Below are 26,430 nucleotides of genomic sequence, written 5' to 3' on the forward strand. Positions count from 1 at the left end.
TGCCTATTATATCGGTTCTCTGAGGGTTGTGCATGGAAAAAAGGGATACGGACAGGCTAAGCATATGGAGAACATATCCCCCTACCAAGAGGGAACAGAAGGGAGGCGTAGAAGCGATGGAAAACGATATGGTGGAAATCCCCCAGATTCATATTCCTGATGAGGTTACACAGGTCGATCGACCGGAGATTGGAGAGACCACTCCACACCCGAAACCAGATAGCCCTTTGGCGTCGATCGGGACAGCCGACCCCGCCAGCGACAGCGGTTCGAATGAGAGCAGCGAGCGAATCGGATTTATTTCATAATGCCGATCGGATTTGGCGCTATTCGACAAAAGAAGTCATTTTCTCTCGTGGACAAGACTTGCGATTTCTGCAAAAGTAGGAAGTAGAATAGCAAGCGAGATGCGAGGGGATAAGACTGCATGGCCCGATTGCTGATAGTAGATGACGCAGCCTTCACGAGAAGGGTGCTGACGGATATGTTAGGCGAGCAACATGAAGTTTGTGGAGAAGCGAGCAATGGTTTGGAAGCAATTGAAAAGTACAAGGAACTCAAGCCAGATATTGTGACCATGGATATTACCATGCCGCACATGCACGGGATTGAAGCCATGCGTCACATCCTGGATTTTGACTGTGATGCCAAAATTTTGATCTGCTCAGCAGTCGGGCATCGGCAGAAGGTGCTAGAAGCGATGAGGACAGGAGCGAGTGATTTCGTCGTAAAGCCTTTTCAAAAAGAGCAGATTCTCGATGCAATCGCACGACTTTTGTAAACAGGAAAAAGCAAACAGCCGCCAAATCCCGGGTGGGAGGGCGGCTGTTTTTCTGTAAGTCATGATATTTACAAGCTGATTTCTGTTCCAATGCCGTTGGCTTTCGCCCGTTCAAAGACCGTTTTGGCAACCGCTGTGTCCAAATAGGCAATCCCCACAGATTTGTACAGTGTGATTTCTTCATCGTTTTCTCGGCGAGGCTTTTTCCCAATCAGAATGTCTCCCAGCTCAGCGTGAATTTGTTCAAAGCTCCATTCTCCGCGTTCAATCGGAATGAGCAGATCGCCTGCTTCGTGCCGAGCTCCCTCCAGTGTATCCACCACAACTTTGCTGTTTTGTACGGTAGTCAAGTCGACCTCCTGCATATGAGGAAGAAAAGCACCGATGGCATTGATATGCGTACCGGGACGCAAGTGTGTTCCATCAAACAACGGGCTGGTAGCCTTGGTGCTGCAAATCACGATTTCGGCATTCGCCACCGCTTCATTGGCATCATCCATAACCGTGATTTCGCCTTGCCACTCCGGGTAGAGGGAGAGGAGTGTTTGTTTCATTTCGTCCGCTTTCTCACGAGTGCGGTTATAGAGATAAATGTTTGTCAACGCACGGACCTCCATGACGGCTTGAATCTGTCCGATCGATTGTGCCCCGCAGCCCAATACAGCGCAGCTTTGCGCATTTTCTTTTGCCAAGTACTTGGTGGCAACGCCACTGCTTGCACCTGTGCGCATAATCGTTAACAGGCTTGCGTCCATCATCGCTACATGCTGCCCTGTTTTTGCTTCGGTCAACACGATCACGCTTTGGAGGGCTTTGATATCGTGCTTGTGATTCTCGGGGAAAATGCTGATGATTTTTACCGCTACATAATCGTCCGTTTCCAAATAGGACGGCATATATAGACTGGTTGCTCCGTATTTCGGATGGTCAATGGCAGTACGAACAGGGGTGGTGACGTTCCCCAGCATATGCTCACGGAAGACCTGCTCCACATCTTCCAAGCAATCTTTCATCGTGTAAATTTGTTCAATGTTTTCACGGCTTAATACGAGCATGACATTCTTCCTTTCCATCAGGATTCGTCCAAATCCAAGTCCTTTGTTTCCTTCGTAGCAGAAACCGCAATAAGAGAAATAACCCCGGAAATGACGATGTACAAAGCGATTGGCACCCAGGAGTTAAAGGAGCTTAACAAGGCAGTAGCGATCAGTGGAGCAGTACCGCCCGCCAAAGCAGCACCGAGCTGGTAGCCGACCGTTACCCCTGTATAGCGTACATTCGTACTGAAAATCTCGGAGAACATCGTACCCAATACGGCTGTGACTGGAGCCCAGAGAATCCCGAGTCCGATGACGGTAGCGACGGTAAGCCAGAGGGCTGATTTCCATGACAGCATATAAAAGTAAGGGAATGCAAACAGCATCATCGCTATCGTTCCCGCGATATACAAAGGCTTTCTTCCCACTTTATCCGACAGTATGCCCATGTACGGAATCGCGATGGTTGTCACCAATGTGGCGATCGTCACGGCATTGAGTACCGTTATTCGGTCGTAGCCCAAGTAGTTCGTCGCGTAGGCAATAATAAACGTCGAGAAAATATAGAACGGCGCCGTCTCTACCACTTTGGCTCCGACGGCAATCAGAACGGCTTTCCAGTGGTAACGAAATGTATCTATGATGGGAACCTTCGCAATGTTCCCCGTCTTTTTTGCTTCTTGAAAAGCTGGTGTTTCATCGATGCCATTGCGAATCCAGAGTCCTAAAAAGACAAGCGCTGCACTCAACAGAAATGGAATTCGCCAGCCCCAAGACATGAATTGATCATCGGGAAGCGCACTCATTAAAGAAATGGCCAACGTGCCGAGCAGCATGCCGATCGTTACCCCCATTTGCGGGATACTTCCAAAAAAGCCGCGTCTGCCTTTGCCGGAGTACTCTACGGCGAGAAGCAATGCACCTCCCCATTCACCGCCGATCCCCAAGCCTTGAATCAAACGCATCAGCACGAGAAGAATGGGAGCCCAGATGCCAATGGCATTGTAATCAGGCAGCAAACCGATCAGGACGGTAGCGCCTCCCATCAGCGACAACGTCAAGACAAGCGTCTTTTTACGGCCGATTTTGTCCCCAATATGACTGAAGATCACGCCACCCAAGGGCCGGATGAAAAAGGGAAGACCAAATGAGAGATAAGAGAGCAGTAAGCCTACAGTTGGATCGGAAGAAGGAAAAAATAGCTTGTTGAATACGAGCGATGCCATGGTTCCATACAGAAAAAAGTCAAACCACTCAATGGAGCTGCCAATCAGACTCGCGACCAACGCTTTGTTTTGAACCTTTTTAGAAACGCCCGCTTGTGTTTGTAATGCCATCGGGTAATCCTCCTTTGTCAGTAGATATTGAAGTGTCACTTCAATTCAAGGAAGTGAAGTACTACTTCAATTTTTAAAAATAAAACGATTACAAATCTGATAATAGTAAAGATTATAAAATGCAATACAATTTCGATCAATAGTAAAAATTGATCCTTATGCTAACTTTACAGCTTTTTTCAGGAAAGAGTATGATAGACCTATCCTTTTTACGGCGAGGTATGCAAATGGAACCTACCATTGGTGTATTGATCAAATCGCTTCGTGTCGGCAAAAAGAAGACACTCAAACAAATTGCGGAAAAAACACAGCTGTCGATCAGCTTTTTGTCCCAAGTAGAGCGTGGGAAGTCTTCCATTACGCTGGAGTCATTGAAAAAAATTTCGGAAGCCTTGGGAGTGAGCCCAGGCTATTTCTTTTCGGGAGAGTCGATTGGAGGAAATGAGCGGGTGCACAGGGCGAGCAGAGCGCGATCCCAGCTTCAGCGTGCGCCATTTATGTATGAGGACCTGTCCGGTCAATTGGCAAATCCGTCGCTCGTACCGATTCTCGTCACGCTTTCACCGCACGGAGAGAAAGGCACGCCTTTTGCACATAAGGGGCAAGAGTTTATTTACGTCCTCGAGGGTGTGCTGACACTTTTGCTCGGGGAAGAGGAGCATGATTTGTTCCCTGGCGACAGCATTCACATGGAATCCTCCGTACCGCACAACTGGGTGAACCGTACAGGCGAGGTCACTAAATTCCTTTGTGTCAATTCGCATGACAGTGACAGGATTCCGACCGCTCCTCATTAATTGAGCGAGAGCGTTTAGCGAAGTCATGTTTTCTACTATAATAGAGGGACGCGTAGAAAAGAGCGGTAAAGAGGTGAAAGTGTGCCCGTAGAGCCTAACTATTTTCAACAGTATCAGCATGCTGATATCGACGAATTAGCTGATGTCATTGGTGAACTTTTGCAAAATCCGATAACGGTTGAAGATGCCGATCATAAACTGATTGCTTACAGTTCACACGGAGAAAGCACAGACGAAGCGCGCTGGTCTACCATCATGGGGCGACGGGTACCGGAAAAAGTACTGACGCGCCTCTGGAAGGACGGCGTATTCCAGGAGCTGTTAACCAAAGACGACCCCGTACACATCCCGGCCAAGGACGAAATCGGCTTGGGGAAGCGCGTGGCGATTGCCATTCGCAGAGGGAGCGACGTGCTCGGTTACATTTGGGCACAAGAGGTGAATCGACCGATTACCCAGGACGATGACGAAATTCTTCGTCAAGCAGCTCGCGTAGCTGTCTCGCGTCTCATCCAGCGGCAGGGGAAACGCAAGGCGGAGGAACAGCGACGCAAGGAATTTCTGTGGGAGCTGTTGCTGGGGAATCACAGCAGTGAGGCTGTCATTCGTCAAAAAGCAGACACCTTGCAGATGCAGCTTCCGACCTGTTATTTAATCTGTATTATTGAAGCGGCGGGAGCTCGTCTGGATCAGTACTTGTATCCGTTATTAATGCGTGACAAGCTGCTCTGGGTTGTCGACGGCTCGCAAATCATCTTGTTGATCGGTCTATCCGATGCGAAAAAAGAGAAGAGCGACGTGCTCATTCGCAAGGTGGAACAGTTCCTCGCCGACTCGCTCGGCAAGCTCGAAGCACATGTCACGGAAGGACGCCAGGTGATTGCCGGGTACGGGAGAGATTACAAGTCCTATACGGATATTGTGAAAAGCTACAGGGAAGCGCTGCATGCACTCAAGATCAAAAAGCTGTTTCCAAAGGAAAATGAAGGGATTCACGGGTACCACGAGCTTGGGATTTATCGATATTTACTACAACTGAAACAGTGGGAAGAGGAGCAGGGCTATCAGAATGAACGGCTGGAAAAGCTCAGACAGTACGATCGCGACAACCAGACCACGCTCTTGACGACATTGGAGACTTTTTTGGATGCCGCTGGCAAGGTCAACAAGACAGCAGAGCGTTTGCATATCCACATCAATACGTTGAGCTACCGACTGAGACGAATTGAAGAGATCATGCGTGTCGACCTCGACAATATGAACCAGCGGGCTGCCTTATATTTAGAGTTGAAAATAGCCAAATTAGATGGGGAACAGTAGTTTGTTTGTGAATTTTCACAAATGAAAAGACGCTAAAATTAAAGGAATCTCCAAGGAGTATGCCCGAAGATACGCTGTACAATAATAGTAACCGCAAAGAAATTGGCGTTTCCAAGGAGGACATACTTATCATGATCGTTGGAATTCCAAAAGAAATTAAAAATAATGAGAACCGCGTAGCCATAACCCCAGCAGGTGTAGCTGCTCTTGTACAAAACGGACATTCCGTTCGTGTAGAAACAAGTGCAGGGCAAGGCAGTGGTTTTACGAATGAAGATTACAAGGCAGTAGGCGCTGAGATCGTAGAAACAGCAGCAGAAGCATGGGCGTCTGACATGGTAATGAAAGTAAAAGAACCACTCCCTGCTGAATACGGATATTTCCGCGAGGGTCTGATTCTGTTCACGTATTTGCATCTCGCACCAGAGCCTGAATTGACTCGTGAATTGATCGATAAAAAAGTGATTGCAATCGCTTACGAAACCATTCAGCTAGACAATGGCGCTCTGCCTCTGCTGATGCCGATGTCTGAAGTAGCAGGCCGCATGTCTGTTCAAATCGGCGCGCAATTCCTGGAAAAGCAATACGGTGGAAAAGGCGTTCTGCTCGGTGGCGTACCAGGCGTACCAAAAGGCGAGGTCGTCGTAATCGGCGGCGGGATCGTTGGAACAAACGCTGCGAAAATGGCGCTTGGACTGGGTGCAAATGTAACCATTATCGATGTAAACGCAGACCGTCTGCGCCAACTGGATGACTTGTTCCAAGGCCGCGTTCAGACGCTGATGTCCAATTCCTTCAACATCGCAAACGCTGTAAAAAAAGCAGATTTGCTGGTAGGCGCTGTACTCATTCCAGGTGCCCGTGCTCCACGTCTGGTAACAGAAGACATGGTAAAAGAGATGTCACCTGGTTCTGTAATCGTAGACGTTGCGATTGACCAAGGCGGATCGATTGAAACGGTTGACCGCATCACGACTCATGACAAGCCAACCTATGAGAAGCACGGTGTGATTCACTACGCGGTAGCCAATATGCCTGGTGCAGTCGCTCGTACCTCTACATTGGCCCTGACCAACGTAACCGTTCCTTACGCGGTACAATTGGCGAACAAAGGCTACGCACAAGCGATTCGCGACAACAAAGCATTGGCAAAAGGCGTAAACGTCATCGACGGAAAAGTAGCTTACAAGGCTGTCGCAGATGCACATAACCTGCCGTATGCTTCTATCGAAGAAGTTTTGTTGGTGAAAAACTAGCTTTAACGGTAAATAGAAAAGAAGAAACTGCTTGTCCGAGCTTACGGCAAGCAGTTTTTTTATTTATTCACTCGGCCGAAGCGGGTCAGGGTATTTGACCGAATCCATCTTCATTTTTCCGGAATCACTTAAGTGAATATGCACCTGGATTTGGGTCAGGGAATCAGGTGTGAGCTTATTGCGCTTGCGTATTTCATACTTTCGCCAAGCCTGGTAGTCTTGTTTAAACAAAGCTTCCTCTAGGCTATATAGATCAACCCCTGCTTTGACTCCTTTTAAAAACGTCCCGCGAATTTGCTCGGCTACCTGTTCTTCGGAGCCTTTTTGTACGAAAGCAGGAGTAACCGTACTCATCAATTCACGAACAAACCCCTTAAGTCGAACATTGACCTGATAACGAGGCTGATCTCCGGTGGTAATCGGAATGATGTCCAATTTGACGTGCTCGATACGCATTGTTGCTTTGGGAATGTTGTTTTGCCTCACAACGAGGCCAGCATATTTCGTGTCAGGATTCATCCATCGAATCCCCATTAAATCACGATTGGGGAAGTAACCCTGCCAATTTCCACGATGAATGGCGTGGATGCCGTCGATGGAGAGACGAGAAATAAAACGATTATTTTCTTTCCAGGAACGTTCGTACAGCGTAATGTTTGGCAATAACACGGTGTTTGCTGGCTCCCAAAAGTCCGAGATAAACCGAAAAAATTGGATCGGCTCGATAAACGAACGCTGCTCATAAACATCCTTTGGCTGATGCAAAAGAGAGTCCAATGGAGAAAATCCGACCAAAGAATGAGAGCTTAACACTTTGTCAATTGGCTCCCGCGTTCCGAATACCCATTTCGTGTAACGAATCAGACCGTATCGATTCATAATATCATGGGAGGTGATAATGCCCTTTTGCAAGAGACGCTCATGAAATACGAGGGAGGATACAAAGCCTAGAAATACGGGCACCTGCGCGTTTTTTTGAAGGTTATCAAAGGCAGATTGAAGTGTTTTCCCTTTTCCGATCGAAATGGTCGCAGGTGGTGCTTGAAGAGTGGTTGATGACTCCTGCTTCGCGACGGTAGACAGATCGGTGGATTGGGCGTATAAAACATACTCATTGTTGACGTAATCAATGCCCATGGCAGATAAGTAGCGAAGATCCTGGATCGATTTCTGGTCCCAGCAGCCGCTAAGAAGAGTCGTTGCCAACAGCAGCATAGCAGAAGCAATCCGCATGCATTTCATTTGGGATCGCCACCCTTAGCCGATCTCGTCCGTAAAAAACCGGTCATGGACTTGAATAAAACAATGAACAGGGTGGACAAGGAGTTGGATGAACCCATCAAAATATACGATCTGCCAAAGGAGGTCAAGGTGGACAAGTAGTATACGATGGCAATCATCCCGAGGATAAAGCCGTACATGCCGATGGTTGCGGAAAGGAAGAAAACAACGAAACGAGCTACGGTAACAGCTCCGCTTAATGCCTGGTTGACCAGTGTGAAGGAGGCAACGACTGTCAGGGAGCCGATAAACAGCATCGAGGGCGATGTCAGTCCTGCACGAATGGAAGCATCCCCGATAATCAGTGCGCCGACTAATGCCAGCGTCTGCCCGACGTTTTTGGGCAAGCGGGCTCCTGCCTCGCGCAGAAATTCAAAGATAAACAAGATGATAAATAGCTCCATTGGTGCGGAAAATGGCAGCCCTTTTCGGCCTTGTGTAACGGTAGCGAGCAATTGAAAAGGAAATTGCTCTACGTTATAAGCGGACAGCGCAATCCAGAAGCCAGGCAGAAAAATCGCGATCCAAAATCCACCCAAACGCAGAATGCGTTCCAACCATACATAAGAAACCGGATACTGATCATCTTCGGGAGATTTGATGAGTTCGAGCAAGGTAACCGGTGCCACGATTGCCAAAGGTGAGCCGTCTACCAATACGACCACTTTCCCTTGCAGCAGCGTGTAAATCGCATAGTCAGGACGTCCCGTATAATCAACCAACGGAAACAGCGAATGAGTATTGTCACTGAGTAATTTCTCCAGGATAGCGCTATTCAAGATTTTTTTTGACCGACAATTGAGGAGCCTCTCGCGCATCATCTCCACGAGATCCGAAGATACTCCATCTGTGATATACAGCATCGCAACTCTCGTACGCGAGCGTGTTCCGAGAGTAAAAGGCTCATAAGCCAGGGTAATGGTTCGCATACGCTTGCGAATGAGCGCTACATTTGTGGAAAGATCCTCGACGAAGCCGTCGCGTGGACCTTTGATCGATATCTCTGTATTGGCTTCCTCAGGGCCACGTTCCGGCCGATTGGAGATATCCCAGGCGAATGGCGGGGAGTCTCCGATGAAAATCAGCAAATCTCCTGCAAACAGTCGCTCTACCCACAACTCTGGATTCGTGAAGAGCGGGAAAAGAGGCAAGGAACGCAAATCACCAATAGCCAGGAATCGCTCCAATTGCGGCAATGCCGTATCTTGTAATTGACGAACGTCTGCAAGTCCTTCGCAATAAAGCATCAATACAGGCTGGTCCTCGGTTGTGACTGTGCGCATAAAAACGACGTCCGCACAATGCGCGAATTTTTCCCGCAGTTCCTCTTCAAGGGTCATGGCCTATTCCCTCCTGTCTGGATGGCTTGCGCAGAGTAACCAGCATGAGTGCGAGAGTAATCACAACGATAATGACTAGGTAAAGCGGATAGTATACGTGCGTCAGAAATGATACGAACTGCATGTCGCTGTATGGGAGGCTGGTAAAGGCGATCATGCTTCCGCCTAGAAAAATCATCATGAATCTGCGTTCTTTTTGGGTACGGATCGTGAGTAAATCTCCCAAGAGCAGCAAGCAAATCGTGATGCGTATAAAAGCCCCAGCGAGCCATTGGAAAATAGAGAAAAACTCCATGTTCTCGATGTCTTTTCCAATCGTGAGCAGCCGCCATTGCTCAAATGCCGGAAAGCGTTGGCGCGCAGACTCTATAGGTCCAAATTCCGCAATAGCCCCTGTCAACGGACTGAGTGTCAGCAGAAGCGTGATGCCGAGCATGACCAAAAAGTGTACGAGGCGCAAGGGCTTACGTACGTGAGGTTGGAGCAATAGCAGCAGAAACATCTCTGAAATACCGCCGCCTACATAGAGCATCCCGTGAAGAAGAGGACGATACCCATGCTGGAAAAGCGGCAACAAAAGACTATAATCCTTTTTAGGAATATTGCCAAAAGCGATGAAAAATCCGAGCAAAACCACGACAGGCAACAAGATTCCTGCTGTGATTCCTACGGAGGTTATTCCCCCGATAGACGCGAGTATGCATAAACCCATTAAGGCTAATGCGGTCACCCACTCGGGTGTTCGAGGCAAGTAGTTGACGGTCGTCCATGTCTGGGTATCGATCAGATTGGTTAGGGCCATCATGTACAGGCAGACCATGATCGGGGTGAGCAACAGATGGCTGACGATTTTTCCTGAGCGTTGCGCAAGCCATTCATGCAAAGACTGTTGCTTCGTACTTCGATTAACCACAAACAGCAAGTACGCCCAGAAGGAAAAGGGGATACCGGCAATCAACACGCTCAACCAAGCATCTCTTCCGGCTTTACTCAATAAGAGGGGGATAACGGTTACGTGGTTCGTAATGCCGATCGTCAGCATCATCACCATAATGGCTTGACCAATCCCGATTTTTCCGTCCACTTTCATGAAAGACTTATCCCCCTGTGCGTGGTGGTGCTGTTAGGATTTGCCTGCTTGGCTGGAAATATGTATCACGTATAAAGGTTACATCCTCCCGAAAAAGTATGGTATTCTACTATGAGGTAAAAAGGTAGAAACGGAGTAAGGAGTGCAGCCGATGTATCAGCTCATAAGAAAATATCTGTTCCAGCAAGATGCGGAAGAGATTCACGAAAAGACAATTGGTGCCTTAAGGCTGGTGGAGGATTCTGCTCCAGGCAAAAGCATCCTGAAGATGATCTATCAGGTAAAAGACCAGCGGTTGGAGAATAAGCTGTGGGGAATGACGTTTCCGAATCCAGTCGGACTTGCAGCCGGTTTTGATAAAAATGCAGAAGTTTACCATGCGTTGGGTGCCCTTGGTTTTGGATTTGTGGAAATCGGGACATTGACGCCGCAGGGGCAGCCAGGCAATCCGAAGCCCCGATTGTTCCGATTGCCGGAACATCAAGCTGTCATTAACCGAATGGGCTTCAACAATCACGGTGCGTATTTGGCTTCCCAGCATTTGGTTGATTACGCATACTCAGATGTTCCGATTGGGATTAACATTGGGAAAAACAAAGTAACGCCGAATGAAGAAGCGGCCGTCGACTATAGCAAATGTATGGACATGCTCTATGCATACGGTCACTATTTCGTCATTAACATCAGCTCTCCGAATACCCCGAATCTGCGTGACTTGCAGGAAACAGAGAGCTTGCGTCATTTGGTGCGTGCAGTAAGGGAAAAGGCAACCGAAATGGAAGCGCGTTCCATCAAGAAAAAGCCGATTTTGCTGAAAGTAGCGCCAGACATGTCAGATGAGCACATGCGCGATGTAGTTCACGCTGCTGTAGAAGAAGGCATTTCCGGAATTATTGCTACCAATACGACACTGTCACGCGAGGCGGTTTCCGGACATCGATTTGCCGAAGAAGCGGGCGGCTTGAGCGGAAGACCTCTTACAGAGCGTTCCACGGCTTGGGTGAAGGAGATTTATCAAGAAGTAGGAGATAAGGTACCAATTATTGGTGTCGGCGGTATTTATAACGGGGAAGACGCCTACGCGAAAATCCGGGCAGGAGCTAGTCTCGTTCAGGTGTATACAGGGATGATTTATCAGGGCCCAGGTATCGCCAAGCAAATCAACAAAAAACTGCTCAAGCTCATGCAACGCGATGGTTTTAAACATATTAGCGAAGTAATTGGCGTAGACGCAAAAGAATAGATAGAACAAAGTACGCATAGGTCGATGGCTCCGTTTATAGCGGGTCTTCTGCTTATGCGTTTTTGCTTATATTCTTCCGATTTATGTAGGGATCCGGTATAATGATGTGGGACAAACATGAATTGTCAGTCAATTGCATATAGTCGGCGTTAGGTGCCTTTATGTGACGCATAAAGGGTAACAGGGAATCGGGTGAAAGTCCCGAGCGGTCCCGCCACTGTAACCAGGGAGCTCTCTTTGAGAAGGAAACCACTCATTTTCGTATGGGGAAGGACAAGGAGCGCATGGATCTGGAAGCCAGGAGACCTACCTAGTAGCCACACCCACAGAACCTTCGCGGAAAGGAGCGGTGAATACGAGGCAATGAGGCTGTCTAGTCAGTCTGTTGTTTTGTGTGCACATCTCGTCCATTGATGGATGGGATTTTTTTGTTTGGAGGAAAGAACGAAAGTGAGTGAAGGAGGAATGAACATGAATCGATCTCGTCTCGTATCTACTTGTCTGATGATCGCGGGCTTCGTCCTGTATTTTTTGCTCAATGAACCTGAGACAGGGCACGCGATGCACATCATGGAAGGGTATTTGCCTTTATCCTGGGCCTTATTTTGGTGGGCTGTCTTCTTGCCGTTTTTTATTCTTGGGATTCGCTCGATTAACAAAATTGTAAAAGAACATCCCGAAATGAAGCTCCTTATTGGCGTTGCAGGAGCGTTTGCCTTTGTTTTATCTGCACTGAAAATCCCTTCGGTTACAGGCAGCAGCTCTCACCCGACTGGAACGGGCCTCGGTGCCATTATGTTTGGGCCTTTTGCGATGTCTGTGCTAGGGAGCATGGTGCTCTTGTTTCAAGCCCTGCTATTGGCTCATGGAGGTTTGACTACGCTGGGGGCAAATGCTGTATCCATGGCAGTAGTAGGACCAATGGTGGCATACGGAATCTATCAGTTGATCATGAAAGTGGCAGGAAGCCAGCGACTGGCGGTTTTTGCGGCGGCGGCTTTGGCTGATCTCGCTACCTATGTAGTGACTTCGCTTCAACTGGCACTCGCATTTCCAGCTGAATCTGGCGGAGTGTTGGCCTCGTTTGCCAAATTCGCAGGAATTTTTGCATTCACGCAAGTACCGCTCGCTATTAGTGAAGGTCTGTTGACCGTTCTTGTTTGGAACTGGTTGTTATCTTACAACGCAAAAGAGCTTACACAGCTTCGTTTGCTCAAACGGGAGGAATCGCTGTGAAAAAAGGATGGAACTGGCTTTTACTCTTTGGAGTAATCGTACTGGCTATTGTCCCGCTGTTGCTGGTGCAGGATTCGGAATTTGGCGGCGCAGATGGCGTGGCAGAGGAAGCGATCAAGGAAATCGCCCCGAACTACGAACCGTGGTTCCAGCCGCTGATAGAGCCGCCAGGGGGAGAGACGGAGAGTCTATTGTTTGCGGTGCAGGCGGCGTTGGGAGCGGGAGTGGTTGGCTACGCCGTGGGCTTGTACAAAGGCCGGTTGGATAAGCGGAAAAAATGAACGGTCTGCAGCTTGATTCTCTCTCTTATCAAAACAGGCTGAAACGTCTGCCGCCTGCTCATAAGCTATTACTGGCGAGCGCATTGTTACTGCTCGTCCTGGTAGGACATGTATGGATGCAGATGGCTGTCGCTGTGTGGATGACGGTATGGGTAGTGGTGTATGCCCGGATTCCTGTCCGTATCTATTTTACCTTTATGATCGTGTCGCTCTCATTTTTCGCTGCAGGGCTTCCTGCTCTACTGGTTGAAGGGGCGAGAGCAGGAGAAGTGCAGGTCCAGGTCGCGGCAGCATGGGAGCTTGGTACTTATGTACTCTATGTGCCGATGTCGTCCTTCAGTAAAGCTTGGATCTTGTTTTGGCGTACCATGGCGAGCTTATCCTGCTTTGCTTTCATTTTGTTTACCGTGCCGTTTGCTGAAATTTTGCAGGTGCTTCGCCGGCTACGTATGCCTGTCCTTGTAACTGACTTATTAATGATCATGTATCGGTTTATTTTTGTATTGGTAACGATTTCTCATCAGCTCTGGATTGCCCAACGTTCGCGCGGAGGTCATCGCGGCTTCCGAGCGACGCTTCGGGATGCAGGGGTTCTCGTCGCTCAATTGTTTGTCAGAGCAATGCGCAAATACGAAGCCTTGCACAAAGGAATGGCGGCTAGGGGCTTTGGGGAGAGCATGCAGGTGCTCTCGTTTCATACCCATGCCCGCTCACGCCGCTATGAGTGGGAGGCAATCGCAGGCTGTATGCTGCTGGTGCTGCTTGAGTGGTGGACAGGAGGTTGGCGGTTATGACATCACGGTTGTTGGAGTTCATCGATTTGCAGTACACGTATCCGGGAGGGCGGGGACCTGTCCTGTCAGGGCTGTCCTTATGGATTCCTGAGGGGAAGAAATGTGTTCTTTTGGGACGGAATGGCTGTGGGAAGTCGACTTTGTTCTTGCATGGAAACGGAATCATCGAGCCACAGCAGGGACAAGTGCTGTGGAAAGGAAAACCGCTTGTCTACAAACGAGCCGCATTGCAAGAGATGACGCAAAAGGTGGGCTTGGTCTTTCAAGATCCCGAGCATCAGCTGATCGCAAGCACGGTCGCAGAAGATATATCCTACGGTTTATGCAATCAGAAGCTGCCTGTGGAAGTAATCCGGGCAAAGGTAGAAAAGGTGCTGGATGCATTCGGGTTGAGAGAGCTGGCAGAAACTCCGATTCATCATTTGAGCCTGGGACAAAAACGGCGGCTGGCGCTCGCGGGGGTCATGGTCATGGAGCCAGAGCTTTTGCTATTGGACGAGCCTACTGCGTATTTGGATCGCTATCAGACCAAAAATTTGCTGAGGGAGCTCGATGCCATTCACCGGCAAGGAACAACTGTTTTGATGGCAACACACGATATGGATATTGCCTTTGAATGGGCCGAGTGGATTTGCATCATGGATGCAGGCAGGCTTGTGTTCGCGGGAGATCCGCAGGAGGCATTGGAAAACAGAGCCATGCTGGAGAGTCTTCATCTGGGTATGCCGTTGCTCGTTGATGTGTGGGAGGCACTGCCTGAGCAGTGGAAGCGCGAGTTGGGCGGACATATTCCGCGTTCGGTCGATGAACTGCGTGAAATGCTCCGCGTTCAGCGGGTGTGGTGAATGGAGTGTGCGCTTTCGGGTAAGCTAACCCCAAAAAGCCATGGAGGTACACAGTATGGAACATGACTCTGTCTCGAGTTCATCTGTCCCAAATCATCAGGAAAAAGGAGTCCCTCGCCAAGTAAAGGATGAATTGATGTATCAGGTGTTGGAGAAAGACATGACCACCGCTGAACAGGAAAAGAAGATAAAGGATGATTACCTAAAAGGAAAGGCGTAAATTTGCGCCAAGAAGCCCTTCTCGCCACAAAAAGGCGCGAAGGGCTTTTTTTACATGGAATGATCCCCGTACCCACCCTCGTCTGTCAGACAAAATCAACACACGGTAGTTACAATACCAAGTACGCATTACTCATGTCACAATACTGGGCGTTTTATGTGAGAGAGGGATTTGAACCCTCAGGGTTGCCCCTTGACCCGACCAATGAGTTTTCAACATTAACCCTGTTGAATGGGGACGTGTTCGCCTTTTGCAGACAGACTACCGACTTCCATGTCTCTTACGTCAGGTTTCTTGCAGCTCCGTTAACCAGTTGAATTGTTGAATGCTTGCATCCAGTTCCCGGTACTGCTTGGACAGCTCGTCGACTTGCTTTTGCAACTGGGCAATATTAACAGTCGGGCAAATCTTGACCTCCGAACGGCTGTAGCGATCATGCTTGACTGTAGCTGCTTTGATCAGGTCGGCCAGCTGATTGCGTTTTGAACCGAGAACATCACGTTTGGTTAATGCATCGGAGAGCGTCATTGTTTCGTTAAAGCGGCAAGACGCATTGGTTCGATTGATTTGCTGAACAATACGCTCGAGCTGGTCAAACAACTGATACAGCTCAGATAAGAGATCGTCAGGATTTTCTGGAGGCTGTTCGCCTTCCTGGACCTTTGCGCTGCGGTGCAAGCGGTCCCCTAACTGTTCGATTCGCTTTTGATAATCGGCACGAATGATTAACGCTTCCGCGAGTTTCACAACCGTAACCCCCTAAACCAATCTGATAGTTTATACGCTTGTTTGTTTGATTGGTTGTGGTTAAAAAAATAAAATATGGGAAAACTTGAATTCCGCTGAAAAAGTAAGAAGATTTGTGCGGATTTTGTAGGGATATGTCATTTCATCACGAATAACGTAAAGAAGGCACTTACTTACAATGGGAGAAGTGATGAGGTTGTGATTTCAACTTTGAATAAGACGCTATGCGTTCAGCAACTCGTAGAAAAGTTAAGAGACAAGCAGCTTCTTCATGTACCAATCGCTGATCTTCGAGAATCCAATAAAGCGTTGTATGAATACGTCAATGAGCTCAATGACTCGATTGCGATCATTCCGACCACGATTAATTCTGTCATTACAGGCGTCATCCGCTTCCAGGAAGGGTATTTTATTACCTTGGGCATGCTCATCTGGAAAGACGCCAACAAAAAAGGGGCATTCAAAGAAGGGACGTTTCTTTTTTATAAGCATGACGCTCATGATTCGATTGAGGATTGCGTTCATATTACCAATTCCATCGAGAATCACAATCTGATGGAAAGTCTATTCTTTGCGTGCTGCGAGAGCAAGGATGGCGATTCCGTGCTTTCCTATTCGCATATCGAGCATGCGATCACATACGGAGAGCTGTATCGTGATATGAAGACCAAAATCAAAAAAGGGTTTGCGTAATGAGGGAAACTTTACATCCCAAGTTTTGGATGATATACTACTGGGAATTTATAAAATATTCCAATTGAAGAGGAGTTTTCCTACTTGATGATTAGGAAGTAACGTCTTGCCATTCACCAGTTGGCCCGACCCCCTCCACGTAAATGGTTTTGTTTTCCCACAAATAAAAACCACTTACAAGCAAATGGAGGAATATCACGATGAGTAAACCTGAAATGAATGTTGCCTTAGTAATTGGTCCAGATACGGATCTGGATAGCCAAGCAATCCGAAATACACTTGAGTATTTTGGAGCTCGAGTCTTTACGTACTGGATTGGTCGACCAAGCGATTTGATTGATGTATTGAATGGCACCGACCTTTACCCAAATACCGATATGATTGTTCTGAATTTCCATGGAGATGAGGGTAGCCTCATTATGCCAGAGCTAGGCGAGGACGTTTACGAGGAAGGAGAACCAAAGGGTGACTTTGGCTCTGACGAGGTTAGACGTTTTGCCAAGCTGGATGGAAAAATCGTGTTAGGTAACGGATGCTCGCTTGGTGATCCCGAATTAGCGAAGGCCTTTCTGGACAGTGGTTGCCATACGTATATCGGGCCAGATGATTACCCGGACGGAAATTCTGCGCTGATGTTCGCCCTGCGCTTTTTCTACGAGGTAATTCAAAACAAGAAAAGCGTGGAAGCAGCTTTTCGAATTGCAAAGGCAACGGATGAAGAAACCGGGATGTATCAGCTTTATGTAAAAGAGTAATGGAAACGCAAAGAGAGCCTTGTACGAGGCTCTTTTTGTGTCGAGAATTGTCAGGTTGTTATTCTTGTTGGCAGTCATATTTTGGATTATGGTAGGAGAGACTCATTTCAATTATGGGGGTATTTTTTTTGAAAAAATTGGCTTTTTTCATAGTGGCTTTCGCCATCATGTTGGCTGGATGTAGCTCAGGGCAATCAACAGAAACGGCAGCATCTTCGCCAACAACGCCAACAGGTACGGTACCAGCAACAACGCCAGCGACGCCAACTGGCACGGCTCCAGCTGAGGCAACCGCGCCAGCAACACCAGCAGCAGAATCGAATGCTCCTGCAACGACAGAGAAAGCAACGATCACGAAGAGTGAATTTGAACAGATTGAAAATGGGATGAGCTTTGAGGAAGTAAAAAAAATAGTGGGCGGGGAAGGCGAACTGCTTGCTGAGGTTGGGAAAGAGGGAGAGGAAGGACACACAATCGTCTACATGTACGAGGGCGAAGGGACGATTGGAGCAAATGCGAATTTTTCTTTCCGAGGCGGAATTCTGCAAGTGAAATCGCAAATCGGACTGCAATAGGATGAAAAAGGGCGCAGGCAAATGCTTGCGTCCTTTTTGTTTAGTAGGTCATGGTACAGGCAAATCATGAGAAAAGCGCATACAGTAGTGTGTCTAAGGAAAGGGGGAGACAGAATGGGTTTCTTTGATGGCTTTGATGACTTTGCTCTGATCCTGGTCCTTTTCGTTTTGCTGGTAATTGTCGGTTGTGATTGTTAGGGAAACAAAGTAATGCAAAGGGACATACAATCCCTTTGCATTATTCATTTACGAATGGAGGGGAGGGTGAAAAGTGGCTAGAAAAATCCATGGTTTTACCCCTGAGTTTTCTGACTGGCTCAAGTCAAATAAGGTCTCGGTCAGAAAGCTGCAAAAAAATCCTGAATCCCTTGGCCAGTACTATCAAGAGTGGGCAAAAACAAGCCGTAAGACGAGAAAAGAGTCCCGACCGCCAAGGGTTTCCAATCTAAACCTTGATATGGACACCATTTTAAATGGTGTACGCATAGCAAACGAGGTATTCAGAACGTTCCAAGGAACAAATGGGATTGGAAGTATGTTTAAAAGGTTCATGTAGTGGATTACAAATCTTGTCGAGAGTTATTCCAGCAATCCCAGCTCTTGGTAAACCTTGCTGGACACGACACCGTTCGGTATTAATTTTCGATCCCGTTGAAATTTCTTTAGAGCTGCAGTTGTCGAGGATCGAAACTTCCCATCGCATATTCCGTGATAATAACCAGCGCTCTTTAATCGGGATTGAATGAGCTGTACATCTCCACCAACGTCTCCCTCGGCCAAATCTCTAGGATCGTGGCTCGGGTCCCCCAATACATGACCATAAATCGTTACTTTTGTTCCGAGTGGAATCATCGTGAACAGTTCAATGACGTCGTTGTTTCGCATGCGGATACAACCATGGCTCAAATGCTGTCCGATGGAGTGTGGCTTGTTTGTGCCGTGGATGCCATAAATTCCCCAAGGGACGTTTAAACCTAACCATCGTGGACCGAATGAGGGTCCCCAATCTTTTCCTTTGGAAATGATTTTGTATTCTCCAACTGGTGTAGGGGTAGAAGGATTACCAACGGCAACGGGATACGTTTTTACTGTTTTTCCATGCTTTTTGACAATTAACTTGTGTTTTCTGGGATAAACCTCAATTGTAATAATCCCTTGGCCGCTTATGATTGGTAACGAATGCTCGGCGTAAACGACGTTTTGACCGATTTCGATTTCTGCAGGAAAGCTTACGGTTAGGAGAAGAATTGCAGCAAAACAAATGAGCAAGTGAGTTATCGTTCGATTCACCATTGTCAACGTTCATCCGATCATCTGTTTTTTTCACAGTACAACTTTAATTTGTGAATGGAAACAGCATTTTATTCGGGAGAAAATAAAAGCCCTCCTCATCAGAGAAGGGCTGTTTCTTTGCTTATAGGTCGTAATACAGTTCATACTCTTTCGGATTCACTGTCCGCTCGACTTGCTCAATCTCACCGCGCTTTTGTGCAATCCAGCCTTCGATTACTTCTTTTGTGAAGACATTCCCTTCGAGCAAGAAATCATGGTCTTGTTCGAGTGCTACAAGTGCTTCTGCGAGAGAACCGGGAGCGCTCTTGATCTCATGTTTTTCCGCATCGGACAAGTCGTAGATGTTTTTATCCATTGGTCCAAAGCCCAGTTCGCGCGGGTCGAGCTTGCGCTTGATGCCATCGAGGCCAGCCATCAGCATGGCGGCAAATGCCAAGTACGGGTTAGCAGTAGAGTCCGGGGTGCGGAACTCAACGCGGGACGCTTTTGGCGTAACGGCAGCAATCGGAATCCGAACGGCAGCAGAGCGATTGCCTTTGGAGAAGACGAGATTCACTGGTGCTTCATAGCCCGGAACGAGTCTCTTGAACGAGTTGGTGCTCGGATTCGTCAAAGCGATTAACGCAGGTGCGTGGTGCAAAATACCACCAATGTAGTGCAGCGCAGTCTCACTCAGGTTTGCGTAACCGCCTTGCTCGTAGAACAATGGGGTGTCGCCGTTAAACAGACTTTGGTGAACATGCATTCCAGATCCGTTGTCACCAACGATTGGTTTTGGCATGAAAGTAGCCGTTTTTCCGTGTTTCGCAGCTACATTGCGCACGATGTATTTGAACAACAATAGATTGTCTGCTGTACGAGTCAGTGTATCGAAGCGGAAATTGATCTCACCCTGACCGGCTGTTGCCACCTCATGGTGATGGCGCTCGACATGCAAGCCGCATTTTGTCATCAACGTACACATTTCATTGCGGATATCCATTTGGGAGTCGGTTGGTTGAACAGGGAAGTATCCGCCCTTGTTGCGTACTTTGTATCCGAGGTTTTGTCCTTCTTTCCCTGTGTTCCAGTAAGCTTCTTCTGAATCGATGTGGAAGAAGGAGCCAGACGGACCAGAGGCATAGCGTACATTGTCAAAGAGGAAGAATTCGGATTCTGGGCCAAAATAAGCAGCGGTAGCGAGGCCGGATTGTTGCAGATAGGCTTCGGCCTTGAGCGCAATGCCGCGAGGATCGCGTGTGTAGACGGTGTTGTCTGGATTGACGATGTTGCAGATGATATTCATGGTTTTGGCTTCTACGAAAGGATCGATGAAGGCGGTTGCCGGATCGGGCATCGCTACCATGTCGCTTTCTTCAATGGACTTGTAGCCGATTAGACTGGAGCCGTCAAATGCGACGCCATTGCGGAATGTTCCTTCGTCTACCGCGTAGGCAGGAACGGTGACATGGTGTTGGCGGCCGAGCAGGTCAACGATGCGAAAATCTACATATTCCACTTTTTCTGCGTCAATTGTGGACAAGACTGTTTTCATATCCAAGATGATTCACTCCATTCACGAATTAAAGTTAAGAATTCACTATCAACGTTCGGTTTTTCCTTGGTTTCTATATTCCGAATTATATCGACAATTATTATTGTTCGTCAAGAGGTTTTCTTACGTTGAATGTTAAGTTTTATAACATTATATTGCGGGGTTTAGAAATTGGTTACTTTCTAATAAAATGTAGACAAATCAAGACTTATAAACGCGGAGGCGATATAGATGAAGGTTCTCGTGCTGGGAGCGGGGGGCATTGGCGGTTATTTTGGTGGCAGGCTGGTTGAATCGGGAGTAGATGTAACGTTTCTTGTGCGCGAGCGTAGATACAAACAACTGCAGGAGCGAGGCTTGCGCATTCAGAGCATTCATGGAGATTTGCTTTTGGAGCAGCCACAACTGATTCAAGCAGGAGAGAAAGCGGGACCATTTGATGTTGTGCTTTTGTCCAACAAAGCTTACACGCTGGAAGATAGCGTGGATGCCATTGCTCCGTACGTAGGCGAGGACACAGTCGTCATTCCGCTGCTGAACGGAATCGCGCATATGGAACTTTTGTGGAATCGTTTTGGCCGGGATCGCGTGCTCGGGGGTCTTTGTTTTATTGAGACGACGCTAAATGCGGATGGGGATGTCGTGCAGACAAGTCCTATTCATGATGCGGTTTTCGGTGAGTGGGAAGGCGGCAAAAGTGAGCGTGTAGAGCTATTGGAGCAAGCCTTTTCCAAGATCAACGGAACGATGCGTGCAAGCACAAATATTCAACGGGAAGCCTGGCACAAATACTTGTTTATTGCGACATTTTCCGGAATTACCACACTGATGAATTCCGCTGTTGGACCGATCCGGGAATCGGCTTGGGGTGTAGAGCTGACACGTCAGCTTGCAGACGAAATCGCTTCTGTCATGAACGCTTTGGAGGCACCAATTAAGCCGGATATCGTCGACAAACAGATGGAGACTTTCCAAAATCAGCGTCCTCAAACGAAATCGTCCATGCTGCGTGATATGGAAAAAGGTCTTCCGGTGGAAGCGGATCATCTTCAAGGCTATCTCTTGGAGCGAGCGGAACAAAAAGGCTTGTCCACGCCGCTTTTAAAAGTTGTCTACAATAATCTGAAGGTTTACGAACAGAAGCGTGCAGGAGACAAATAAGGTATAATACGGGGTGAAATGTCTTTTGCTCACGCATTATAAAAAGTAGGAGGGGTAAAGATGGAAGTCATCAAGATTTCCCCCCGTGGATATTGTTACGGTGTAGTCGATGCCATGGTCTTGGCACTGCGAACAGCGCAAAACTTTGACTTGCCCCGCCCGATTCATATTTTGGGCATGATCGTACACAATGCTCACGTCGTTGAGGCGTTTGAAAAACAAGGGATAAAAACTTTGGATGGAGAGGATCGGCTGGCTCTCTTGGATCAGGTTCATGAGGGGACGGTAATCTTCACTGCCCATGGCGTGTCTCCTGAGGTGCGCAAGAAAGCACGCGAAAAAGGCTTGACTGTCGTCGACGCGACTTGCCCGGATGTAACGAAAACACATGATTTGATCCGCGAAAAAGTAGCGGAAGGCTACCATGTGCTCTACATCGGGAAAAAAGGACATCCAGAGCCAGAGGGCGCTATGGGGATCGCGCCAGATCACGTACATCTGGTTCAAAAGCTGGAAGAACTGGATGCGCTCGACCTGCCAACAGACAAGCTGATCGTTACGAACCAGACGACGATGAGCCAATGGGATGTCAAGCATCTGATGGACGCCATTCTTAAGCGTTTTCCAGGCGTGGAAGTGCATAATGAAATTTGTCTCGCTACGCAGGTTCGTCAGGAAGCTGTAGCGGAGCAAGTGGGAGAAGCAGATTTGTGCATCGTCGTAGGCGATCCGCGCAGCAACAATTCTAATCGTTTGGCACAGGTCTCGGAAGAAATCGCGAATGTTCCGTCGTACCGAATCGCTGATTTGTCTGAGCTGGACATTGAATGGCTGCGTGGAAAGAAAAATGTTGCGGTTACTTCTGGTGCTTCGACGCCGACTCCATTGACGAAGGAAGTCATCTCCTTCCTGGAGCAGTTCGATGAGTTCAACCCGACTACATGGGACAAAAAGCGGACCGTCAACATGGCGAAAATATTGCCGACGGTAAAATAAATCATGTAGGCATACCTTGTGTTATGTTTTCTTACACGGTTAATTAACCTCAAAATAGGAGAGTTATATGCCAGAATCACACTCCGGTTTCGGGCTGGGGGGCGCAAAAGGCAGATACGCTAGTCTTTGCGCCCTTTATCTTTTTATTTACTACGGGCTTGGTGCTTTTGCTCCTCTCATTACGCAATACTACGAATCCATCCATCTAACTGGGACTCAAATCGGTCTCATCAGTGCAGTCGCGCCGATCATTTCCATTGTGGCACAGCCGATGTGGGGTATGATCTGTGATCGCTATCAAATTCGCAAAACTGTGCTGATTCTGACATTGACCATCACCGGGCTGGTGGGACTTCTCTTTACGGGTGTCTCTACCTTTGTCTACGTCTTCTTGCTCTACATCCTGTTGTCGTTTTTTCAAAGTGCCGTCGTGCCCATCTCAGATAGCTTGGCTCTCGGTTATGCCAAGGGACATGGCATTCAGTTCGGCGACATTCGCTTGTGGGGAGCAATCGGCTTTGCGCTAGCGGCATTTATCACCGGTCTTCTCGTTGAGCAGTGGGGGCCACATGTTCTTTTTTACTCGTTTTGCTTGGCGTTTCTGATTGCCATTCTGTTTCTTCAGAAGGTTCCGGAAGAAGTGACAGAGGCTTCGCGGTTTCGTGTCAGTATGCTTGCGGGGATAAGGGATTTGGCGCGAATTCCGCGATTTGCGTTGTTTTTGATTTCATCATTTTGCATGATGGGCTCTGTCAATGCCAATAATATTTGGTTTTCCCTGTTTTATCAGGATATCGGAGGGACTATTGCCGGGATCGGTCTAGCCTTCTTGTTGTTTGCAGGCAGTGAGGCTCCTTTTATGAAGCTGGCGGGTTATATTGTCCGCAGGTGGGGACTGGAGTTGACGCTCTTGCTATCGGCGATTTTTTGCGCGATGCGCTGGTTCTGGTACAGCTCCGCTCCGAGTACCACTGCTGTGATTACGATGTTCTTTGTGCAGGGGATTTCAGTGGGCTTTTATTTGGCAACGGCAGCCCAATTTGTGCGCGAAAATACGCCCGCATCCCTTCAGGTGACGGCACTGGCCATCTTCTTTTCAGTGGGAGGCGGGCTTGGTTCGATGTTTTGCAATTTGGTAGCGGGGTGGATCAAAGATTCGTTTTCGGTGCTAGCCATTTATTTGTTTTTTGGAATCATCACCGCGATCGGGATCATTCCTCTGCTCATAATAAAATTCGGACGGTGGAAGCAAATCTCACCAGACGAAGAGGTGCAAGCTAGTCAATGACGAGCATGCCTTGGAACCCTGTTTCCGGATAGCCCGGTGCGTCTGATACGAAATAATACCGACCACGTTTGGCGGCTGAAAACTGTAAGAGAGTCGATTGAGTCGGCTTTAATTCTGTGGATGTAAGGTTTAGATCACGAATGGATAGATTGTGAGGGCGTGTATCGGTGTTGACGATCATCAACGAGACTCGCTCTCCTTCGTGCGCAGTCAATTGATTGGGCAAAAAGCCAGCGCTAGAAATCGTAACGGTATGTGTCCGCGTCGCGACAGCGTACGAAGCCGGCAGGCGATGGTGATGATGTGTCCAAAGTAGCGTTAATGTCACGGCCAGAGCGATGATTGGATAACGAAGCTGCCGATACCAGTGACGAGACATTTTGCTTTCAACTCCTTTGAGGACAATAGCATGGGAAGTTACTATTATCCTGTCCCCGGAGTGAGGGGGATAAACACTTTTTCCCTATTCGATTGAAGTTTCGGGTATGGTCTATTTCTTACGATTAATTAACGTTGAAAAAAATACGGAGTCACATACTTCCCCGGAGCTGTCCCAAGCAGAAGCAGCCCAAATCGGTGTCAAAAAACTGGCGTACTATTTGCCAAGACAAATCACACAGCTTGCAATGGAGGGCGCGGCGGTGGAAGACTCAGGGAGCATTAGCGGAGAGTCACAAGTATAAGGTGTGGGTGGAATAGTCCCTCACTGGAACTGCTTTATGTTTGGCCAGAAATAAACGGAAAACGGACCCCAGCACCCTATCTGGTGTACCAGGTGAAACAAGCAACCGGGCTGTCTATTTGTTCAAGACCATCTCAACTTTTTGGGTGGTCTTGTTTTTTTGTGTGAGTAGAAGGAATTTAATGCATATTACTTTGTCACACATAGTAATATCTGTTATGCTATAGCTGCGAGGTGAACGAAATGAGTGACAGCATTATCAGCAGTGACATTATCCGCGGTCATATCGATACAATTATTCTCCGTGTCCTGTGTGATGGCGATAACTATGGATACGAAATCATCAAAGCCATTTTCAAAAACAGCGGCGGGCGATACGAACTGAAAGAGCCTTCCCTGTATACCAGCCTGAAAAGATTAGAGTCACACAAGCTGATCGCTTCATACTGGGGAGATGAGAGCCAGGGGGGCAGACGCAAATATTATCAGGTGACAGAAACAGGGAGAAAAGCGTACGAAAAATCGCTGGCATCCTGGAAATTGGCCAAAGAATTGATTGACCAGCTAATCGAAAGGCGGGGCGAAGTGTGATGGAGAGTTTGCAGCACCATGTCGATCAATTGTTTCAAAAATATAGAGGAAGTAAACAAATCGAGGAGCTCAAGTGGGAAGTATTGAGCAATTTGGAGGCAAAGGTCGCCGACTTAGTTGCAGATGGGCTATCGATGGGTGAAGCGGTGAGAAAAGCAAAGGCTAATCTGCCATCGATTGATTCGATTGTCGGAGAACGCCGTAAAGTATACATGCTTCCACTTCTGCAAGAGTTGTTGCAGCTCGGATTGCTGTACGGACTCATTGCCTGGATTGTGACTATGCCCTTGCGAATCTGGGGAAAGGGTATCTTTTTGAACTATGGTCTGTTTGCGATTTGTATGCTCATCGGGATCGTCTATTTGGTTTTGCTAAGGTTCACCCCACCTGCCTCCTCTCGTCAATTGACTAGCATGAATGTGCAATTTGCCTTTTTGTTGCGAAAAACGGGCTGGATGCTGTGGGCGCTTTATATTGTCGGGACACTCGTGTTTACGACTGCGCTCTATTTTGGCAGTAATCTATGGTTTTCAACGCCAGTGAATCTTACTGGACCATATCAATTCGCGAACATTGCTGTAGCGTATGCGCTGCCTTTTCTCTCCATCCTCATACCGCTGTGGCTCCAGACCATTCCGCGACTTATTTTAAAATACGATGCAGGGGAAGGTGATCTCCATGCGAAATAAAATCATACTTGCTTTGGTTCTCATCGGGGTTGTCCTGTTCATGGCCATTCAGATCATGATTATTCCTCAGAACGAAGCGCAATCCGAGCAATATCAATTGGCTCAGCAAAGCCCGCTGACTCACGATTTGGAATCCATTTTGCCATACAAAAACAAGTACATGGGCGCAACTTCGAATCTGGTCATGTTCAATCATCTGCCGTTAAGTGATTTTAAGCGGACCTTTCAGCTCCGTCCGGAGAAGTTTACGATTGAGATCCATTACGAGGACAAGACGACCGATATCGAGGCGAAATTGTTCAAGCAAGCGATACTGTATAATTCTTTGGCAGCCTTTGCGTTGGTAGACAATTTGCAAACTGTCGAATATCGTTTTGCAGATACTACAATTGTTGCCACACGAGGTGCCATACAAGGCCTCTTCGGTGAGGATTTGGCATCGCTTTTGACAAAAGAAAAGTGGCGTACAGGTGTACAGGACAAGTTGCGGGATGATCAATTTGTTGAAGAGGGTATGGTGGAAATAGAGAGTACATAGTAAAAGAGGTAAAACGGAAGAGGAGAAATG

At 47.8% G+C, this 26,430-nt stretch carries 32 protein-coding genes and 1 riboswitch; of the genes, 23 read left to right on the forward strand and 9 right to left on the reverse strand.

Annotation, left to right across the window (positions count from 1 at the left end):
• Positions 1–116: 116 nt before the first annotated feature.
• Positions 117–308, forward strand: coding sequence for a hypothetical protein (locus M3630_RS18080; RefSeq protein WP_251252974.1), 192 nt, complete (start codon positions 117–119; stop codon positions 306–308).
• Between the two features lie 119 nt (positions 309–427).
• Entirely contained in the window at positions 428–781 is a 354-nt protein-coding gene (locus tag M3630_RS18085; protein WP_173609941.1) for a response regulator, read from the forward strand.
• Positions 782–849: 68 nt separating this feature from the next.
• Here M3630_RS18085 and M3630_RS18090 read toward each other — a convergent pair whose 3' ends face one another.
• Entirely contained in the window at positions 850–1,836 is a 987-nt protein-coding gene (locus tag M3630_RS18090; RefSeq protein ID WP_251253150.1) for an ornithine cyclodeaminase family protein, read from the reverse strand.
• A gap of 17 nt (positions 1,837–1,853) precedes the next feature.
• Positions 1,854–3,155, reverse strand: coding sequence for an MFS transporter (locus M3630_RS18095; RefSeq protein ID WP_251252975.1), 1,302 nt, complete (start codon positions 3,153–3,155; stop codon positions 1,854–1,856).
• A 227-nt stretch (positions 3,156–3,382) separates the two neighbouring features.
• On the opposite strand from M3630_RS18095, the gene M3630_RS18100 reads away from it, so the two are divergent.
• The 3 genes from M3630_RS18100 to ald all read left to right on the forward strand — a co-directional run bounded on the left by M3630_RS18100 (position 3,383) and on the right by ald (position 6,528).
• On the forward strand, positions 3,383–3,952 hold the full coding sequence (locus M3630_RS18100; RefSeq protein WP_251252976.1) for a helix-turn-helix domain-containing protein: 570 nt from the start codon (positions 3,383–3,385) through the stop codon (positions 3,950–3,952).
• Positions 3,953–4,033: 81 nt separating this feature from the next.
• On the forward strand, positions 4,034–5,272 hold the full coding sequence (locus M3630_RS18105) for a PucR family transcriptional regulator (RefSeq protein ID WP_251252977.1): 1,239 nt from the start codon (positions 4,034–4,036) through the stop codon (positions 5,270–5,272).
• A 131-nt stretch (positions 5,273–5,403) separates the two neighbouring features.
• Positions 5,404–6,528 carry an alanine dehydrogenase gene (gene ald / locus M3630_RS18110; RefSeq protein ID WP_047073211.1) on the forward strand — a complete coding sequence of 375 codons (1,125 nt, stop codon included), beginning with the start codon at positions 5,404–5,406 and terminating at the stop codon, positions 6,526–6,528.
• 63 nt (positions 6,529–6,591) lie between these two features.
• Here the strand turns inward: ald and M3630_RS18115 are convergent, their stop codons facing one another.
• Genes M3630_RS18115 through M3630_RS18125 form a run of 3 tightly spaced genes read right to left on the reverse strand, consistent with a single transcriptional unit; the run spans position 6,592 to position 10,239 of the window.
• The gene (locus tag M3630_RS18115) at positions 6,592–7,770 is read right to left on the reverse strand and encodes a Ger(x)C family spore germination protein (RefSeq protein WP_251252978.1); all 1,179 of its coding nucleotides are present in this window, start codon (positions 7,768–7,770) and stop codon (positions 6,592–6,594) included.
• Entirely contained in the window at positions 7,767–9,149 is a 1,383-nt protein-coding gene (locus tag M3630_RS18120; RefSeq protein WP_251252979.1) for a spore germination protein, read from the reverse strand. The genes M3630_RS18115 and M3630_RS18120 overlap by 4 nt, the downstream gene beginning before the upstream one ends.
• Complete coding sequence (locus M3630_RS18125) at positions 9,139–10,239, reverse strand: GerAB/ArcD/ProY family transporter (protein WP_173609948.1); 1,101 nt, start codon at positions 10,237–10,239, stop codon at positions 9,139–9,141. Before M3630_RS18125 ends, M3630_RS18120 begins: the two co-directional genes overlap by 11 nt.
• 151 nt (positions 10,240–10,390) lie before the next feature.
• Here M3630_RS18125 and M3630_RS18130 point away from each other — a divergent pair, with 151 nt between their 5' ends.
• From M3630_RS18130 to M3630_RS18155, 6 genes are all read left to right on the forward strand, one after another.
• Positions 10,391–11,482 (forward strand): quinone-dependent dihydroorotate dehydrogenase, encoded by a 1,092-nt coding sequence (locus M3630_RS18130; protein WP_173609949.1) that lies wholly within the window; start codon positions 10,391–10,393, stop codon positions 11,480–11,482.
• 134 nt (positions 11,483–11,616) lie between these two features.
• Positions 11,617–11,810, forward strand: a riboswitch (cobalamin riboswitch).
• Positions 11,811–11,953: 143 nt separating this feature from the next.
• Entirely contained in the window at positions 11,954–12,718 is a 765-nt protein-coding gene (locus tag M3630_RS18135) for an energy-coupling factor ABC transporter permease (protein ID WP_251252980.1), read from the forward strand.
• Positions 12,715–12,999, forward strand: a complete 285-nt coding sequence (locus M3630_RS18140) for an energy-coupling factor ABC transporter substrate-binding protein (RefSeq protein WP_221867842.1) — start codon at positions 12,715–12,717, stop codon at positions 12,997–12,999. Before M3630_RS18135 ends, M3630_RS18140 begins: the two co-directional genes overlap by 4 nt.
• Positions 12,996–13,793, forward strand: a complete 798-nt coding sequence (cbiQ, locus tag M3630_RS18145) for a cobalt ECF transporter T component CbiQ (RefSeq protein ID WP_251252981.1) — start codon at positions 12,996–12,998, stop codon at positions 13,791–13,793. Before M3630_RS18140 ends, cbiQ begins: the two co-directional genes overlap by 4 nt.
• Positions 13,790–14,638, forward strand: a complete 849-nt coding sequence (locus M3630_RS18150; protein ID WP_251252982.1) for an energy-coupling factor ABC transporter ATP-binding protein — start codon at positions 13,790–13,792, stop codon at positions 14,636–14,638. Before cbiQ ends, M3630_RS18150 begins: the two co-directional genes overlap by 4 nt.
• A gap of 55 nt (positions 14,639–14,693) precedes the next feature.
• Positions 14,694–14,858: a hypothetical protein gene (locus M3630_RS18155; RefSeq protein WP_173609953.1), complete on the forward strand. Its 165-nt coding sequence runs from the start codon at positions 14,694–14,696 to the stop codon at positions 14,856–14,858.
• A gap of 285 nt (positions 14,859–15,143) precedes the next feature.
• On the opposite strand, the gene M3630_RS18160 is transcribed toward M3630_RS18155, so the two are convergent.
• Positions 15,144–15,605 (reverse strand): DIP1984 family protein, encoded by a 462-nt coding sequence (locus M3630_RS18160; protein WP_251252983.1) that lies wholly within the window; start codon positions 15,603–15,605, stop codon positions 15,144–15,146.
• Between the two features lie 198 nt (positions 15,606–15,803).
• Here M3630_RS18160 and M3630_RS18165 point away from each other — a divergent pair, with 198 nt between their 5' ends.
• The 5 genes from M3630_RS18165 to M3630_RS18185 all read left to right on the forward strand — a co-directional run bounded on the left by M3630_RS18165 (position 15,804) and on the right by M3630_RS18185 (position 18,184).
• Positions 15,804–16,298, forward strand: a complete 495-nt coding sequence (locus M3630_RS18165; RefSeq protein WP_173609954.1) for a hypothetical protein — start codon at positions 15,804–15,806, stop codon at positions 16,296–16,298.
• Positions 16,299–16,498: 200 nt separating this feature from the next.
• Positions 16,499–17,053, forward strand: a complete 555-nt coding sequence (locus M3630_RS18170) for a delta-aminolevulinic acid dehydratase (RefSeq protein ID WP_173609955.1) — start codon at positions 16,499–16,501, stop codon at positions 17,051–17,053.
• Between the two features lie 128 nt (positions 17,054–17,181).
• The gene (locus M3630_RS18175) at positions 17,182–17,628 is read left to right on the forward strand and encodes a hypothetical protein (RefSeq protein WP_232774078.1); all 447 of its coding nucleotides are present in this window, start codon (positions 17,182–17,184) and stop codon (positions 17,626–17,628) included.
• A 114-nt stretch (positions 17,629–17,742) separates the two neighbouring features.
• The gene (locus M3630_RS18180; protein ID WP_106785930.1) at positions 17,743–17,826 is read left to right on the forward strand and encodes a YjcZ family sporulation protein; all 84 of its coding nucleotides are present in this window, start codon (positions 17,743–17,745) and stop codon (positions 17,824–17,826) included.
• Positions 17,827–17,899: 73 nt separating this feature from the next.
• Positions 17,900–18,184 carry a hypothetical protein gene (locus M3630_RS18185; RefSeq protein WP_173609957.1) on the forward strand — a complete coding sequence of 95 codons (285 nt, stop codon included), beginning with the start codon at positions 17,900–17,902 and terminating at the stop codon, positions 18,182–18,184.
• 23 nt (positions 18,185–18,207) lie between these two features.
• Here M3630_RS18185 and M3630_RS18190 read toward each other — a convergent pair whose 3' ends face one another.
• Positions 18,208–18,921 (reverse strand): L,D-transpeptidase family protein, encoded by a 714-nt coding sequence (locus tag M3630_RS18190; RefSeq protein ID WP_251252984.1) that lies wholly within the window; start codon positions 18,919–18,921, stop codon positions 18,208–18,210.
• A gap of 121 nt (positions 18,922–19,042) precedes the next feature.
• Positions 19,043–20,461 (reverse strand): type I glutamate--ammonia ligase, encoded by a 1,419-nt coding sequence (gene glnA, locus M3630_RS18195; RefSeq protein WP_285861248.1) that lies wholly within the window; start codon positions 20,459–20,461, stop codon positions 19,043–19,045.
• Positions 20,462–20,686: 225 nt separating this feature from the next.
• On the opposite strand from glnA, the gene panE reads away from it, so the two are divergent.
• The 3 genes from panE (at position 20,687) to M3630_RS18210 (ending at position 23,900) form a co-directional block, all read left to right on the forward strand.
• Positions 20,687–21,616, forward strand: coding sequence for a 2-dehydropantoate 2-reductase (gene panE, locus M3630_RS18200; protein ID WP_251252985.1), 930 nt, complete (start codon positions 20,687–20,689; stop codon positions 21,614–21,616).
• A gap of 60 nt (positions 21,617–21,676) precedes the next feature.
• Positions 21,677–22,612 carry a 4-hydroxy-3-methylbut-2-enyl diphosphate reductase gene (locus M3630_RS18205; RefSeq protein WP_251252986.1) on the forward strand — a complete coding sequence of 312 codons (936 nt, stop codon included), beginning with the start codon at positions 21,677–21,679 and terminating at the stop codon, positions 22,610–22,612.
• A 67-nt stretch (positions 22,613–22,679) separates the two neighbouring features.
• Positions 22,680–23,900: an MFS transporter gene (locus M3630_RS18210; protein WP_251252987.1), complete on the forward strand. Its 1,221-nt coding sequence runs from the start codon at positions 22,680–22,682 to the stop codon at positions 23,898–23,900.
• On the opposite strand, the gene M3630_RS18215 is transcribed toward M3630_RS18210, so the two are convergent.
• Positions 23,890–24,279: a cupredoxin domain-containing protein gene (locus M3630_RS18215; RefSeq protein WP_173609962.1), complete on the reverse strand. Its 390-nt coding sequence runs from the start codon at positions 24,277–24,279 to the stop codon at positions 23,890–23,892. The genes M3630_RS18210 and M3630_RS18215 overlap by 11 nt on opposite strands.
• A 106-nt stretch (positions 24,280–24,385) precedes the next feature.
• On the opposite strand from M3630_RS18215, the gene M3630_RS18220 reads away from it, so the two are divergent.
• The 4 genes from M3630_RS18220 to M3630_RS18235 all read left to right on the forward strand — a co-directional run bounded on the left by M3630_RS18220 (position 24,386) and on the right by M3630_RS18235 (position 26,400).
• Positions 24,386–24,583 carry a hypothetical protein gene (locus M3630_RS18220; RefSeq protein WP_251252988.1) on the forward strand — a complete coding sequence of 66 codons (198 nt, stop codon included), beginning with the start codon at positions 24,386–24,388 and terminating at the stop codon, positions 24,581–24,583.
• Positions 24,584–24,825: 242 nt separating this feature from the next.
• Complete coding sequence (locus M3630_RS18225) at positions 24,826–25,173, forward strand: PadR family transcriptional regulator (protein ID WP_251252989.1); 348 nt, start codon at positions 24,826–24,828, stop codon at positions 25,171–25,173.
• Positions 25,173–25,862: a permease prefix domain 1-containing protein gene (locus tag M3630_RS18230; protein WP_251253152.1), complete on the forward strand. Its 690-nt coding sequence runs from the start codon at positions 25,173–25,175 to the stop codon at positions 25,860–25,862. Before M3630_RS18225 ends, M3630_RS18230 begins: the two co-directional genes overlap by 1 nt.
• The gene (locus M3630_RS18235) at positions 25,852–26,400 is read left to right on the forward strand and encodes a DUF4825 domain-containing protein (RefSeq protein WP_251252990.1); all 549 of its coding nucleotides are present in this window, start codon (positions 25,852–25,854) and stop codon (positions 26,398–26,400) included. Before M3630_RS18230 ends, M3630_RS18235 begins: the two co-directional genes overlap by 11 nt.
• The last annotated feature ends 30 nt before the right edge of the window (positions 26,401–26,430 follow it).

This window comes from Brevibacillus sp. MER 51, assembly GCF_023714195.1.
Taxonomy (GTDB): Bacteria; Bacillota; Bacilli; order Brevibacillales; family Brevibacillaceae; genus Brevibacillus.

What these genes read in the sequence shown, in the direction of transcription:
- M3630_RS18225 (WP_251252989.1), top strand. Translation starts at nt 24,826, where the DNA reads ATGAGTGACAGCATTATCAGCAGTGACATTATCCGCGGTCATATCGAT.
- M3630_RS18085 (WP_173609941.1), top strand. Translation starts at nt 428, where the DNA reads ATGGCCCGATTGCTGATAGTAGATGACGCAGCCTTCACGAGAAGGGTG.
- M3630_RS18235 (WP_251252990.1), top strand. Translation starts at nt 25,852, where the DNA reads ATGCGAAATAAAATCATACTTGCTTTGGTTCTCATCGGGGTTGTCCTG.
- M3630_RS18215 (WP_173609962.1), bottom strand. Translation starts at nt 24,279, where the DNA reads ATGTCTCGTCACTGGTATCGGCAGCTTCGTTATCCAATCATCGCTCTG.
- M3630_RS18155 (WP_173609953.1), top strand. Translation starts at nt 14,694, where the DNA reads ATGGAACATGACTCTGTCTCGAGTTCATCTGTCCCAAATCATCAGGAA.
- M3630_RS18180 (WP_106785930.1), top strand. Translation starts at nt 17,743, where the DNA reads ATGGGTTTCTTTGATGGCTTTGATGACTTTGCTCTGATCCTGGTCCTT.
- ald (WP_047073211.1), top strand. Translation starts at nt 5,404, where the DNA reads ATGATCGTTGGAATTCCAAAAGAAATTAAAAATAATGAGAACCGCGTA.
- M3630_RS18125 (WP_173609948.1), bottom strand. Translation starts at nt 10,239, where the DNA reads ATGAAAGTGGACGGAAAAATCGGGATTGGTCAAGCCATTATGGTGATG.
- M3630_RS18190 (WP_251252984.1), bottom strand. Translation starts at nt 18,921, where the DNA reads ATGGTGAATCGAACGATAACTCACTTGCTCATTTGTTTTGCTGCAATT.
- M3630_RS18205 (WP_251252986.1), top strand. Translation starts at nt 21,677, where the DNA reads ATGGAAGTCATCAAGATTTCCCCCCGTGGATATTGTTACGGTGTAGTC.
- M3630_RS18230 (WP_251253152.1), top strand. Translation starts at nt 25,173, where the DNA reads ATGGAGAGTTTGCAGCACCATGTCGATCAATTGTTTCAAAAATATAGA.
- panE (WP_251252985.1), top strand. Translation starts at nt 20,687, where the DNA reads ATGAAGGTTCTCGTGCTGGGAGCGGGGGGCATTGGCGGTTATTTTGGT.
- M3630_RS18170 (WP_173609955.1), top strand. Translation starts at nt 16,499, where the DNA reads ATGAGTAAACCTGAAATGAATGTTGCCTTAGTAATTGGTCCAGATACG.
- M3630_RS18090 (WP_251253150.1), bottom strand. Translation starts at nt 1,836, where the DNA reads ATGCTCGTATTAAGCCGTGAAAACATTGAACAAATTTACACGATGAAA.
- M3630_RS18130 (WP_173609949.1), top strand. Translation starts at nt 10,391, where the DNA reads ATGTATCAGCTCATAAGAAAATATCTGTTCCAGCAAGATGCGGAAGAG.
- M3630_RS18095 (WP_251252975.1), bottom strand. Translation starts at nt 3,155, where the DNA reads ATGGCATTACAAACACAAGCGGGCGTTTCTAAAAAGGTTCAAAACAAA.
- M3630_RS18115 (WP_251252978.1), bottom strand. Translation starts at nt 7,770, where the DNA reads ATGAAATGCATGCGGATTGCTTCTGCTATGCTGCTGTTGGCAACGACT.
- M3630_RS18100 (WP_251252976.1), top strand. Translation starts at nt 3,383, where the DNA reads ATGGAACCTACCATTGGTGTATTGATCAAATCGCTTCGTGTCGGCAAA.
- cbiQ (WP_251252981.1), top strand. Translation starts at nt 12,996, where the DNA reads ATGAACGGTCTGCAGCTTGATTCTCTCTCTTATCAAAACAGGCTGAAA.
- M3630_RS18120 (WP_251252979.1), bottom strand. Translation starts at nt 9,149, where the DNA reads ATGACCCTTGAAGAGGAACTGCGGGAAAAATTCGCGCATTGTGCGGAC.
- M3630_RS18220 (WP_251252988.1), top strand. Translation starts at nt 24,386, where the DNA reads ATGGTCTATTTCTTACGATTAATTAACGTTGAAAAAAATACGGAGTCA.
- M3630_RS18210 (WP_251252987.1), top strand. Translation starts at nt 22,680, where the DNA reads ATGCCAGAATCACACTCCGGTTTCGGGCTGGGGGGCGCAAAAGGCAGA.
- M3630_RS18080 (WP_251252974.1), top strand. Translation starts at nt 117, where the DNA reads ATGGAAAACGATATGGTGGAAATCCCCCAGATTCATATTCCTGATGAG.
- M3630_RS18135 (WP_251252980.1), top strand. Translation starts at nt 11,954, where the DNA reads ATGAATCGATCTCGTCTCGTATCTACTTGTCTGATGATCGCGGGCTTC.
- M3630_RS18150 (WP_251252982.1), top strand. Translation starts at nt 13,790, where the DNA reads ATGACATCACGGTTGTTGGAGTTCATCGATTTGCAGTACACGTATCCG.